Below are 11,848 nucleotides of genomic sequence, written 5' to 3'. Positions count from 1 at the left end.
GTGTAAAGGATGTCTACGCACACCTGTAAAGGATGTCCCCGGTCCGCACACCCCGTAGGGGGAGGTGGCAGCGGCCGAAGGCCGATGACGAAGGGGGAGGGCTGACGCGTCGCGAGGCGCTTCGACTCTGGCTGGAGCCTGGAGCCTCGCGCAGCCTCTACCCTTCCGCTCTGACAATCGACACAGAGGGACGGGATGATCGACTTTCAGGATCGGGTGGCGCTGGTGACCGGTGCGGGCCGTGGTCTGGGCGCCAGCCACGCCCAGTTGCTGGCCTCTCGGGGTGCCGCGGTGGTGGTCAACGACCCCGGTGTCACCACTGACGGCAAGGAGTCCGAGGCCCGGCCGGCCGACGAGGTCGTCGCCGCCATCAAGGAAGCCGGGGGGGCTGCGGTCGCCGACTACGGTTCGGTGTCCGATCCGGCCGATGCCGAGGCGATGGTGCAGCGGGCGGTGGACGAGTTCGGCCGCATCGACGTCGTCATCAACAACGCCGGCATCCTGCGCGACAAGGCGTTTCACAACCTCGAGTGGGAGGACCTCGACGCCGTGATCGACGTCCACCTCAAGGGCGCCTTCTACGTGACCCGGCCTGCCTTCCGGCTCATGCGTGAGCAGGGCTACGGGCGGATCGTCGTCACCTCTTCCAACTCGGGCCTCCTGGGCAACTTCGGTCAGGCGAACTACGGGGCAGCCAAGATGGGCCTGGTCGGGTTCATGAACGTGTTGGCCCTCGAAGGGGCCAAGTACGAGATCAAGGTCAACGCCATCGCCCCCGTCGCCCGCACCCGGATGACCGAGGAGCTGCTGGGGCCGCTGGTCGACAAGATCGACCCGTCGTTCGTTTCCCCGGTGGTCGCCTACCTCGCCTCGGAGGCGTGTGCGGTGACCGGGGAGATCTATTCGGCGGCAGGCGGGGTGGTGAGCCGCATGTTCGTGGGGCTGACCAGCGGGTGGTTCAAGCACCCGGAGCGCGACGGTGCGCTCACCCCGGAGGATGTCGCCGACAACCTGGACGCCATCCGGGACGAAGCGAGCTACCTGGTCCCTGCCTCCAACCAGGAGGAACTCCAGAAGATCGCTCCGCTGCTGTTCTCGTGACCACGCCCGGCAGCACCGCCGGGAAGGACGAGTGGCGCGCCTGGGCGCGTCGCCAGCGAGAGGGCATCGACTGGGCGGGTGTGTCGGCGAGGATCCTCGATCACCTCCGGAACTGGGATGGGATCGACGGTCGGACCCGGGTGGTGCTGTTCGACCCACTGCCCGACGAGGTCGATGTGACCCCGTTCGCCGATCGGTGCGTGGCCCTGCTGACCCGAACCGACGAGGACGGCCTGACCGTCCACGGCTTTGACGGTCCCAGGGAGCAGCATCGGCTCGGCTTCAGTCAGCCGATCGCGGGAAACCCGGTGGTCGATCCGGTGTCGGTGGACGTCGTCCTGGCGCCCGGTCTCGTCTTCGACCGTGGTGGGGTGCGCTTGGGGCGCGGCGGGGGCCACTACGACCGTTTGCTCGCCCTCCTGCGGCCCGATGCCGTGGTCGTCGGCGTGGCGCCTGGGGCGCTCGTCGTCGAGCGCCTGCCGCGTGAGGACCACGATCGACCGGTGACCCACCTGGTGACCGAGGAGGGGATTGCCTCGGTTGGCGCCAGTAGAGCCGCAGCCGCGTCGATGGTGGAAGCGGCTCGGGCGTGGATCGCGGGTGACCCCGACCCGGTCACCCGCGGCATGCTCCAGGATCTCATCGATCGCAGTGAGACCGAGACCCTGCGGGCCGTCATGGGCACGCCGCTGCGATTCGGCACCGCCGGGATCCGCGGCGAAGTCGGTGCGGGGAGCAGCCGGATGAATCGGGCCACGGTGATCCGGGTGACCCGGGGGATCGTCGACTACCTGGCGGAGCGCGGGCGAGGCGATGGCACGGTCGTCGTCGGGTTCGACGCCCGTCCGGACAGCCGCACCTTCGCCGACGACGTGGTCGGCGTGCTCGCCGCCGCCGGGATGCCGGTGCGGTTCTTCCCTGATCCGGTCCCGACGCCGCTGGTGGCCCACCAGGCGCTGAAGCACGACGCCACCATGGCGATCGTGGTTACCGCCAGCCACAACCCACCCGCCGACAACGGCTACAAGGTGTACGACGCCAACGGCGCCCAGATCGTTCCGCCGGTGGATGGGGACATCGCCGAGGCGGTCGACCGGGTCGGTCCGGCGAACCAGGTGCCCCGGGTGGAGGGTGTACTCGACGCCGCGCCCGCCGGGTGTACACCGATAGGGGCGGAGGCGGCCGAGTCCTATCTGGCCGACCTCTTCGCCTTCCGTGGCGATCCCCCGGAGATGGCGCCGCAGCCGCTGGTGTTCACCCCGCTCCACGGCGTGTCTGGAGAGCTGCTCGTCGCGGCGCTGGCGCGGGCGGGTCACACCGAGGTGACCGTGGTCCCCGAGCAGTTCGATCCGGACGGGACCTTCCCGACCGTCGCCTTCCCCAACCCGGAGGAGGAGCACGCCCTCGACCTCGCCGAGGGCCTCGCCGACGACCGCGACATCGACTTGGTGCTGGCCAGCGACCCCGACGGCGATCGCCTTGGCGTGTCGGTGCGGGACGGCGGGGCCTGGCGTCGGCTCACCGGCAACGAGATCGGCGTCCTGCTCGCTGACTTCGTCCTGGAGCGCACCGGGTCGATCGCCGACCGGGTGGTGGTGAGCAGCATCGTCTCGTCGCCGATGCTGGCGTCGATCGCTCGGGCGCACGACTCCCATTGCGAGTTCACCCTCACCGGGTTCAAGTGGATCTGCAATGCGGCCCTCGATCTGGAGGCGCAGGGGTACCGGTTCGTGTTCGGCTTCGAGGAGGCACTGGGCTACGCGGTGGGAATTGCGGTGCGCGACAAGGACGGGATCTCGGCCGCCGTCTGGTTCGCCGACCTGGCCGCGGTGTGTGCTGCCGCCGGCGAGACCGTCCTCGACCGCCTGGCCCGGCTGTACGCCGAGCACGGCCTGTGGGTATCTGTGCCGCGCAGCATCGGCCGCGACACGCCCGACGGTCTCGCCGAGCTGGCCGCCGGCCTCGGCCGCCTCGTCACCGACCCGCCCGAGTCGGTGGGCGGCCTGCCTGTCGAGCGGGTCGTTGACTATCGGACCGGCGGTGAGGGTCGGCCCCGCTGGCTGGCGGACACCCCGTTGGTGGCGCTGGAACTCGGCGGGGGCAGCCGGGTGCTCGCCCGTCCCAGCGGCACCGAGCCCAGGCTGAAGATCTACACCGATCTGCGCACCACGGTGCCGAACCCGGATGCGGTGCCGGCGTCGGAGGCGGAGATGGAGGAGCTGGCCGCTCGAGTGGCCGCCGACGTGGCCGGGCTGATCGCTGGGGAGTCGTGACTGAACTGCCCGCCGCGTCCCAACGGGTGGTCGCCGCCGGTGCCGCACTGGGGATCGTGGTCGAGCCGCGGGTTTTCCCCGAGGGGACCAAGACCTCGACCGACGCCGCCGCCGCCATCGGCTGCGAGGTGTCGCAGATCGTCAAGTCCCTGGTCTTCGTGGTCGACGACGAGCCGGTGATCGCTCTGCTCCGCGGCGACCAACGGCTGGACGCGGCGCGGCTGGCATCCGCCGTCAGGGGGTCGGCGGCGCGCCGGGCCACCCTCGACGAGGCCCGCGAGGCCACCGGGTACGCGCCCGGCGGCACCCCGCCCTTCGGTCACGCCCGGCCGCTCACCGTGCTCGCCGACGAGGGCCTGCGGCTGCACGATGAGTTATGGGCAGCCGCAGGCACACCGACGACGGTGTTCCCGATTGCCCTCGACGATCTGATTCTGGCGTCGGGAGCGCGGTGGGCGGTGGTCGCCGAGTCGTAATACCTGGCGTCGGCGGATGAGTCCTGTCAGGCAATGGCGTCACCCGTCGAGCAGGGTGAACGCCTCCGGCGGCAGGTGCAGGCGCACCGTCTGACCGGTCGGGACCGGCGACGGCGAGCGTGCCGTCACGGTGCCGTGCGCGGTCTCGACGGACACGTCGTGCCCCGGACCTCGGAACACGCAGGCCACGATGACGCCCTCGGTGTCGCCGTCGGCAGCGATCGAGACGCGTTCGGGGCGGATGACGGCCCGGGCGACCCTTCCGTCGTGGAGTCCGAGCCTGACGCCATCTCTTCCCACCGTCACGTCCACCGAGTCTCCGAGACCGAGGAGCCGCGCCGCCGCTTCGGTGCCGGGGGCTTCCCAGACTCGCTCGGGGGTTCCCTCGCGCACGATTCGCCCACCGGCGAGCAGGGCCACCCGGTCTCCGAGCACGAAGGCGTCGTCGATGGCGTGGGTGACGATGATCGCTGGCACGCCCGCCCCGTCGAGGGTGGCCGCCAGGTCGGTGGCGAGCCCGCGACGCAGTGCGGGATCGATCGACCCCAGGGGCTCGTCGAGGAGGAGGAGGCGGGGGCCGGTGGCGAGGGTGCGGGCCAGCGCCACCCGTTGTGCCTGGCCACCGGACAGCTCCGAGATCCGGCGCCGCTCGTACCCGGCGAGGTCCACCTGTTCGAGTGCCTTCGAGACCCGCGATTCGATGTCCGCCGACGGCAGCTGACGCATCCGTAGACCGAAGGCGACGTTACGCCCGACGTCGAGGTGGGGGAACAGGGCGAAGTCCTGGAAGACCAGGCCGAAGTCACGACGATGGGGAGGCACGCCGTCGAGATCCTCGCCGTCCCAGACGACCGTGCCGCGTGAAGGCGCCAGCAGCCCGGCGACGATCCGCAAGGCCGTGGTCTTGCCGGAGCCGCTCCGCCCGATCAGCGCCACCCGCTCGTCCGCCCCGACGGTCAGGTCCAACCCGGCGAGCACCGGCAGGTCCCCATACGCAAAGTGGACGTCTTTCAGCGCGAGCACAGGTCAATCCTCGCGGCGATGACCGGGCGACGGGCAACGGGCAACGGGAAACGGCCCACTAGAACACCGCCGGTCCGGGAGGTCGTGCCCGCTCGACGGCGAGCACCACCACGGTGGTGACGGCCATGAGGATCACGCTGAGGGCGAGCGCGCCGCCCAGGTTGACCAAGCCGGGGCGGCCGAGGAGGCGGAAGATCGCCACCGGGATCGTAGGATCGCCGGCGCGGGCGAGAAAGAGGGTCGCCCCGAACTCGCCGAGCGACACCACGAAGGCGAGCGCCGCCCCGACCGCCGCGGCGCGCGCCGCGATGGGTGCATCCACCTCGCGCCAGGTGCGGCGGGGGGAGGCGCCGAGGACCGCCGCCGCCTCCCGCAGTCGTCCCTGCACCGATCGCAGGACGGGGAGGGTGGACCGGAACACGAAAGGCGTGGCCACCAGGGCGTGGGCGATCGGGACGATGATCCACGACGATCGCAGGTCCACGGGGCCGTCGAAAGCGATGACGAACCCGAGCCCGAGGGTGACCGCCGAGGTACCGAGGGGGAGCATGAGCAGCGTATCGAACCATCGGCTGATCCGACCCCGACGGGCGGCGACGAGCACGGCAGCCGGTAGCGCGATCCCCGCCGCGATGAGGGTCGCTGCGGCGGCGAAGGCGAGGGAGTTGACAACTGCAGCCCCCGGGTTGACGGTGGTCACCGTGGCCAGCGAGCGGTAGGCACCGAGGCCGACGCCGCCCCCCAGGGTCAGCGACCGCCACAGCAGGACGAGCGGCGGGGCGGCCAGGGCGAGCGCCGTCCAGCCGAGAGCGCCGCCGAGTAGCCAGCGGTCGCCGCGGGTGGTCGCCCGACGCGTCGTCTCCCGGGCTGGCCGCAGCGACTGCTCGACGCTGTGGCGCTCCTGGTAGCGCCCGTAGATGGTGAGGGCGGCGACGACGCCGACCAGCTGCACGACGGCGAGGACCGCAGCCGCCGGCAGGTCGAGGAACAGCGCGGCGCGCCGGTAGATCTCCACCTCGATGGTGGCGAGGCGGGGGGCGCCGAGGATGAGGACGGTGCCGAACGAGGTGAACGAGAACAGGAAGACGATCGAGGCGGCGGCGGCGAGCGGCGGTCTCAGCAGCGGCAGCGTCACCGAGGTGAAGGTACGCCACCGCGACGCACCGAGGGTGCGGGCGGCTTCCTCGAGGCGGGGATCGAGGTGAGCCCACAGGCCGCCGACGAGGCGGATGACCACCGCCATGTTGAAGAAGACATGAGCGGCGAGAATCGCCCAGACGGTTCCGCTCAGATCGACGCCGAGCATCCCACGGGGTCCGATGAGGGCGAGGAAGGCGGTGCCGACGACCACCGTGGGGAGCACGAACGGCACCGTCGTTGCGGCGCGCAGCAACGCCTTACCCGGGAAGTCGTAGCGGGCGAACACGAAGGCGGCCGGCAGCGCGGCGACCAGGGTCAGCAGGGTCGACGCCACCGCCTGCCACACGGTGAACCAGGCGATCGCCCGGATCGACCCGTCGCCGAGGACACGGCCCGCCGCGGCGCCTCCATCTCCGGAGAATCCGGTGACGATCACCGATGCCAGCGGCCAGATGAAGAAGGTGGTCAGGAAGGCGAGCGGGAGCGCCGCCAGGCCGATCCGGGCGGTCCGGGTCACCGCAGCACCACCTCGACCCACTCGGCGAGCCACCGATCCCGGTTCGCCTCGATCGTGTCCGGGTCGAGGGTGGAGGCTGCCGGGTCGGGCGCGGTCCCGAAGGCCGGATGGAGGGTGGCGTCGGGCCGCGCCGGGTACACGAACATGTTCTCGGGGATGTCCTCCTGGAAGGTGCGCTCGAGCATGAAGTCGATGAGCCGCTGTGCCCCTTCGAGGTTTCCGGTGCCCCGAAGGATCCCGGCGAACTCGATCTGACGGAAGCAGCCCTCGGTCAGCGACGCCGTGCTCGCCACGGCGTCGGGGTCCTCCGAGTACACGACCTCGGCTGCTGGCGAGGTGGCGTAGGACACCACGATCGGCAGGTCGCCGCCAGCACGGGCGCCGGAGAACCGGTCGAAGTATGCGGTGCTCCACGAGGAGACGACGACGACGTCGTTGGCCCGCAGATCCGCCCAATATTCGAGCCAGGTGTAGGCACCCGCCTCACCGAATTCGGCGATGGTGGCGAGCATGAAGCCGAGTCCCGGCGACGAGAGGGTGGGATCCTGGACCACGGTCATGCCCCGGTAGGCGGGGTCGACCAGGTCGAGCAGGCTCGACGGTGGCGGCGTCTCCTCGAATGCCTGCAGGTCGTAGTTGATGCACACGTCCCCGTAGTCGATCGGGGTGACCCGATGCTCCTCATCGATGATGAGCGCCGGGGACACCGAGGCCAGGTTGGGGCTGGTGTAGGGGACGAACACGTCGGCGGCGAGCGGTCGTGACAGCAGCACGTTGTCGACCCCGAAGAGCACGTCGGCGACCGGGTTGCCGGCGCTGAGCACCGCCTGGTTGACCAGGACTCCCGCCGAACCACCGTCGAGCACTTCGACGGTGATGCCGGTCTCGGCGGTGAACTCCTCCAGCACGTCGGCCGATATTGCGAAGTCCCCGTGGGTGATCAGCCGCACCGTCTGCGGGTCATCGTCGGCGCAAGCCGTCACCGCGAGCAGGGCGACGACTACCGCGGCGAGCCGTGCCCCTCTGGCTGTTGGCCGTTGGCTGGGAGCTGTCTGCTGAGTGGTCATGTGGCTCTCCTCGTGTGGACAACGAACGCGGTCCCGGATGAGACGGCGATCTCGGCGGGTGGGGTGGTGATCTCGTTGCTGACTCCCCGGGTGGATCCGTGTTCGAGGGTCACTCCGATGAGCGGCCAGCGGACGCCGGAGACGCTGACGGTGACCGGCATCGATACCGGGATGACGGAGAGCAGGTCCCTGGGGTCGCCGTCGACGGTTAGGGCGCCCCTGGTGACGAAGACGGTCCCGGCCTCGGACCACCACTCGATTTCCAGGTCGGCGTAGCGGTCCGATCCGAGGAGTTCGGCGGCGGCGAGGAGGTGGTCGAACCGGTCGCCTTCCACTCCGCCGACGACCAGGACCCGCCCGCCGCCGCGCTCTCGTGCCTCGTTGAGCGCCAGGTCGAGGTCCGTGGCGTCCTTGTCGGCGTCGTAGCGGATCAGCTCCGCTCCTGAGGCCACGGCTCGATCGACCGCGTCGGGGTCGGCTGAATCCAGGTCGCCGACCACGACATCCACTGAAAGGGCGAGGGGTTCGGCCAGGTGGAGTCCCGAGTCGGCGGCGATGACGAGCCGCGGCTCGGGAAGCGGCGAGTGGGGGAGGGCGGTTCCTCCTCCGGCCAGTATCACGATCGGTGCGGTCATCTCTTCCTCCGCTGGCATTACCCAGGTCAGGTGCTTCGGGTCGGTGGCGTCCCGGCCACCCTCTCAGCCCGGCTCACCCGAGCTCCCCGGAGGTACCTGCCGAGTGTAGGCGGTGTCTGGACTCCCGCCACTCCAGTGCTCGCGGAAAAGAGGGGTTGACAAAGTGACATCACTATGACATCATCATGACATCGGCTAGACACCGAGATGACACAGGAGGCGGTAATGTTGTACGCAAGCGACACGATCCTCGCCCTTCACCAGGCGATGCGTGAGGACCGGCTGAACAGCCGGAGGCGGCGGTCGGTGGCCCGGTCGACCCGGGCCACCACCAGGGTCACGGCCACCGTGCCGAGCCCGGTGGCCGTGCAGAGATGAGTTTCGGAGGAGGAGCACCCATGGACACGGCGAGTCTTGTCACCAAGCTGCAGGGGGCCATCGACCACCAGGTCGTGGTCGCCGGCGGTGATCCCGACGTGGAGGCCGCGGCGAGGGCCCTCATGGCTGCCCTGGAGCCCGTCGTGCGCCAGTTGGCGTTCGAGCTCGCCGAGCAGGCGGCTGACGAGGTGTCCTCGCAGCTCCCCGGCTACGACGTGGACGTGGTCCTTTCCGGCGGTGAGCCCGCTCTCCGGGTGCGCGCCGCCGAAGGGGCCGAGCCGGCTTCGTCGGGCGAGTCACTGGACGCCCGTATCACCTTCCGGCTTCCCCCGACGCTCAAGGAGCTGATCGAGTACGCCGCCGATGAGCGGGGCGAGTCGGTCAACTCGTGGCTCGTCAAGACCGTGTCCGTGCAGGCCGACGGATCGCGCCGCGGGCGCTCGCGCCGCATGACCGGGAGCATCGAGACATGACCACTCGCGACCATCGCTTCACCGTCGAGGGAACCCCCAGCCTGTCCATCCGCATGCCCAGCGGTGACGTTCGCATCGTCGAGGGCGATCCCGGCGAGGTGGCCGTTCATCTCGACGGTCGTGACTCGGCCCTGGCCAGGATCATCGTCGAGCAGCGCGGCGACGAGATCGTCGTCGAACCCGACGGGCCGTCGCGCGGCTGGCGTTCCAGCGTCGACCTGACGGTTCGCGTCGGGGTGCCGCCCCGCCTGTCCGGTCGTCTCGTCGCCTCTGATCTCAACGTCACGGTGCCGCTGCGCGAGCTCACCGTCGACAGCGCCTCCGGTGACATCTCCGCACTCGACGTGGGCGGCGATGTCACCATCCGCACCGCGTCGGGCGACGTGCGGCTCGGTGACGTCACCGGTGCCCTGGAGGTGACGACGGCTTCGGGCGACGTTCGCGTTGGCTCCGTCGAAGGCACGGTGCTCGCCCGCACCGCATCGGGTGACGTTCGGGTGGGCGCTGCCACCGGCGACGTGACGGGCAAGTCGGCCTCCGGCGACGTGTCGATCGTCCGCTTCACCGGCAACGCGCTCGACGTCAAATCCCTCTCAGGCGAGGTGACGATCGGGGTGACCGCCGGTCGGACCTTCGAGATCGACTTCCAGACGCTCTCGGGTGAGGTGCGCACCGACTTCCCGGTGTCCGACTCGACGCCGTCGGGCCCGTCCGCCCGCCTGTCCGCCAAGACCATCTCGGGCGACATAGAAATCCGCGCCGCAACCTAGGAAGAGCGTTTGGGCTCGACGCGAGGGAACTCGACGCTCAACGCTTAACGCTCAACGCCAGACGTTCTTGCGTTGAGCGTTGAGCGTTAAGCGTTTGGCTTCCTCAGCCCTATCGCCAGCGCAGCCTCGAAGGTGCTTTGCGCGGCTTCGGCGAGCATGCGGTGGCCGGCGTCGCCGGCGTGGAATAGGTCACCGGCCCACAGGTCGGGCTCCTGATAGAACCTCACCGATGACTCGCTGCCCCAGGCATGCACTTTCACCGCGCCGGGATATCGGAGGGCGACGGTCCGAGCAGCGGCGTCGAAGGCCCGGGATCGGGCCGCGGCCAGCCGCTGGAGAACGTGCGGAAAGCGGGGGATGCTGCCGAGGTCGCCGACGCCCCACACCATCACCCCGGCACCGGCGGCGGTGAGCCGCTCGACGATGGTGTCCAGTCGCCGTTCGTAGGCCGACAGCCGGACTCCCCGCAGTGCATCGTTGGAACCAACATTGACGGTGGCGACGATGGGTTGCAGCCGAACTGCCTCGTGTATCTGCCCGTCGAGGACGTCGCGCGCCCGCGCCCCGCCGACCGCGAGGGAGATGAGCTCCACGCAATACCGATCGGCGATCGATCGCGCCAGCCCACGGATCCAGACGTTCTCCAGGTCTTCGACGCCCGGTGCGGTCACCGACGAGTCGCCCAGCGCAACCACCCGAACCGCCGGCAGCGCCGGGTCCCCGAACATACCCGACGGGTCCTGGTTCGGGTAGGTGGGCAGGTCGGGGCGTCTGGCGGCACGCATCACCTGGCCTGCCAGGTAGGCGCCGGCGACGAGCGGCAGCATCGGGACCGCAGCGAGCGCCTTTCGACGAGAAGACATGGGACCTGTGATCATATTGGGCCACGGACGACCGGGAGGATGCGGGGATGCGGTTGGGTCTCAACGTCGGCTACGCCGGAGCGCGCCTCGAGCCTCGTCTCGACCTAGTGCTCGAGGCCGATCGCCTCGGGTACCACTCGGTGTGGGTGGCCGAGGCGTACGGGAGTGACGCCGTGTCGATGCTGTCGTGGTACGGCGCCCTGACGGAGCAGATCCGCCTGGGGTCGGCGATCATGCAGATCCCCGCCCGGACGCCGGCGATGACCGCGATGACCGCGGTGACCCTGTCGGAGATGTCCGGCGGGCGCTTCCTCCTCGGACTGGGTCTCTCCGGCCCGCAGGTGGTGGAAGGCTGGCACGGCGAGGCCTACGGATCCCCACTGGTCAAGACCCGCGAGTACGTGTCGATCGTGCAGTCGCTGATCGCCCGGGAGAAGTCGGTGTTCGCCGGTGAGCACTACCGCCTGCCGTACGACGGTCCTGGCGCCACCGGTCTGGGGAAACCGTTGCGGCTCACCCTCCACGCCACGCACGACATCCCGCTCTACCTGGCGGCGATCGGCCCGAAGAACGTGGCGCTGACGGCTGAGATCGCCGACGGTTGGCTGCCCTTTTGGTATGCCCCGGCGCACGCCGACGAGGTGTTCCGGGGCTCGTTGGAGGACGGGTTCGCCCGCAGCGGCGATCCGGGCAAGGCGGACCGTTTCGACATCGTGCCGTCCGTCCCGGCGATCCTCACCGAGGATCCCGACCAGGCGCGCTGGGCGGTCAAGCCGCTGTTGGCGCTGTACGTGGGCGGCATGGGGGCGAAGGGCAAGAACTTCTACTTCGACCTCGCTTGCCGCTACGGGTACGAGGAAGCCGCCACCGAGATCCAGGAGCACTACCTGGGTGCCCGCCGGAGTGAGGCGATCGCTGCGGTCCCCGACGCCCTCGTCGACGAGGTGGCGCTCATCGGCTCGCGTGAACAGATCGCCGACGGCCTGGCGGTCTGGCGGGAGTCGGGGGTGACGACACTCGCCGTCATCGCCCAGGACGTCGACACGGTGCGGGTGATGGCGGAGTTGGTGCTTTAGGCCGGCTACCGGCTACCGGCTACCGGCTACCGGCTACCGGCTACCGGCTACCGGCT

At 70.1% G+C, this 11,848-nt stretch carries 12 protein-coding genes and 1 riboswitch; of the genes, 7 read left to right on the top strand and 5 right to left on the bottom strand.

What is annotated here, in order from left to right; all coding sequences use genetic code 11:
- The first annotated feature begins 195 nt into the window (after nt 1-195).
- The 3 genes from WEA29_09925 to WEA29_09915 are packed head-to-tail and all read left to right on the top strand — an operon-like array spanning nt 196 to nt 3,850.
- Nucleotides 196-1,101: an SDR family NAD(P)-dependent oxidoreductase gene (locus tag WEA29_09925; protein ID MEX2324072.1), complete on the top strand. Its 906-nt coding sequence runs from the start codon at nt 196-198 to the stop codon at nt 1,099-1,101.
- Nucleotides 1,098-3,374, top strand: coding sequence for a 5-formyltetrahydrofolate cyclo-ligase (locus WEA29_09920; GenBank protein ID MEX2324071.1), 2,277 nt, complete (start codon nt 1,098-1,100; stop codon nt 3,372-3,374). The genes WEA29_09925 and WEA29_09920 overlap by 4 nt, the downstream gene beginning before the upstream one ends.
- Nucleotides 3,371-3,850, top strand: a complete 480-nt coding sequence (locus tag WEA29_09915) for a YbaK/EbsC family protein (GenBank protein MEX2324070.1) — start codon at nt 3,371-3,373, stop codon at nt 3,848-3,850. Before WEA29_09920 ends, WEA29_09915 begins: the two co-directional genes overlap by 4 nt.
- Nucleotides 3,851-3,889: 39 nt before the next feature.
- Here WEA29_09915 and WEA29_09910 read toward each other — a convergent pair whose 3' ends face one another.
- From WEA29_09910 to WEA29_09895, 4 genes are all read right to left on the bottom strand, one after another.
- Complete coding sequence (locus tag WEA29_09910; protein ID MEX2324069.1) at nt 3,890-4,873, bottom strand: ABC transporter ATP-binding protein; 984 nt, start codon at nt 4,871-4,873, stop codon at nt 3,890-3,892.
- A 58-nt stretch (nt 4,874-4,931) separates the two neighbouring features.
- The gene (locus WEA29_09905) at nt 4,932-6,530 is read right to left on the bottom strand and encodes an iron ABC transporter permease (protein MEX2324068.1); all 1,599 of its coding nucleotides are present in this window, start codon (nt 6,528-6,530) and stop codon (nt 4,932-4,934) included.
- Nucleotides 6,527-7,597 (bottom strand): thiamine ABC transporter substrate-binding protein, encoded by a 1,071-nt coding sequence (locus WEA29_09900; protein MEX2324067.1) that lies wholly within the window; start codon nt 7,595-7,597, stop codon nt 6,527-6,529. Before WEA29_09900 ends, WEA29_09905 begins: the two co-directional genes overlap by 4 nt.
- Entirely contained in the window at nt 7,594-8,232 is a 639-nt protein-coding gene (locus tag WEA29_09895; GenBank protein ID MEX2324066.1) for a thiamine diphosphokinase, read from the bottom strand. The genes WEA29_09900 and WEA29_09895 overlap by 4 nt, the downstream gene beginning before the upstream one ends.
- Nucleotides 8,219-8,331: riboswitch (TPP riboswitch) on the bottom strand. (Overlaps the previous gene by 14 nt.)
- Nucleotides 8,332-8,457: 126 nt before the next feature.
- Here WEA29_09895 and WEA29_09890 point away from each other — a divergent pair.
- The 3 genes from WEA29_09890 to WEA29_09880 are packed head-to-tail and all read left to right on the top strand — an operon-like array spanning nt 8,458 to nt 9,853.
- Nucleotides 8,458-8,610: a hypothetical protein gene (locus tag WEA29_09890; protein MEX2324065.1), complete on the top strand. Its 153-nt coding sequence runs from the start codon at nt 8,458-8,460 to the stop codon at nt 8,608-8,610.
- Nucleotides 8,611-8,630: 20 nt separating this feature from the next.
- Nucleotides 8,631-9,083: a hypothetical protein gene (locus tag WEA29_09885; protein MEX2324064.1), complete on the top strand. Its 453-nt coding sequence runs from the start codon at nt 8,631-8,633 to the stop codon at nt 9,081-9,083.
- Complete coding sequence (locus tag WEA29_09880; GenBank protein ID MEX2324063.1) at nt 9,080-9,853, top strand: DUF4097 family beta strand repeat-containing protein; 774 nt, start codon at nt 9,080-9,082, stop codon at nt 9,851-9,853. The genes WEA29_09885 and WEA29_09880 overlap by 4 nt, the downstream gene beginning before the upstream one ends.
- Nucleotides 9,854-9,939: 86 nt before the next feature.
- Here the strand turns inward: WEA29_09880 and WEA29_09875 are convergent, their stop codons facing one another.
- Complete coding sequence (locus WEA29_09875) at nt 9,940-10,716, bottom strand: GDSL-type esterase/lipase family protein (protein MEX2324062.1); 777 nt, start codon at nt 10,714-10,716, stop codon at nt 9,940-9,942.
- A 47-nt stretch (nt 10,717-10,763) separates the two neighbouring features.
- Between WEA29_09875 and WEA29_09870 the strand changes: the two genes are divergently transcribed.
- Complete coding sequence (locus WEA29_09870) at nt 10,764-11,792, top strand: LLM class F420-dependent oxidoreductase (GenBank protein ID MEX2324061.1); 1,029 nt, start codon at nt 10,764-10,766, stop codon at nt 11,790-11,792.
- The last annotated feature ends 56 nt before the right edge of the window (nt 11,793-11,848 follow it).

This window comes from Acidimicrobiia bacterium (genome assembly GCA_040902765.1).
In the GTDB taxonomy this organism is placed as follows: Bacteria; Actinomycetota; Acidimicrobiia; order Spongiisociales; family UBA11373; genus DATKBG01.
Note: the sequence above shows the minus strand (reverse complement) of the source record. Positions and strands in the feature narration are given on the sequence as shown.

Excerpts from the sequence above, each read along its gene's own strand:
- WEA29_09880 (MEX2324063.1), top strand. The coding sequence starts at position 9,080 with ATGACCACTCGCGACCATCGCTTCACCGTCGAGGGAACCCCCAGCCTG.
- WEA29_09870 (MEX2324061.1), top strand. The coding sequence starts at position 10,764 with ATGCGGTTGGGTCTCAACGTCGGCTACGCCGGAGCGCGCCTCGAGCCT.
- WEA29_09925 (MEX2324072.1), top strand. The coding sequence starts at position 196 with ATGATCGACTTTCAGGATCGGGTGGCGCTGGTGACCGGTGCGGGCCGT.
- WEA29_09895 (MEX2324066.1), bottom strand. The coding sequence starts at position 8,232 with ATGACCGCACCGATCGTGATACTGGCCGGAGGAGGAACCGCCCTCCCC.
- WEA29_09875 (MEX2324062.1), bottom strand. The coding sequence starts at position 10,716 with ATGTCTTCTCGTCGAAAGGCGCTCGCTGCGGTCCCGATGCTGCCGCTC.
- WEA29_09900 (MEX2324067.1), bottom strand. The coding sequence starts at position 7,597 with ATGACCACTCAGCAGACAGCTCCCAGCCAACGGCCAACAGCCAGAGGG.
- WEA29_09885 (MEX2324064.1), top strand. The coding sequence starts at position 8,631 with ATGGACACGGCGAGTCTTGTCACCAAGCTGCAGGGGGCCATCGACCAC.
- WEA29_09890 (MEX2324065.1), top strand. The coding sequence starts at position 8,458 with ATGTTGTACGCAAGCGACACGATCCTCGCCCTTCACCAGGCGATGCGT.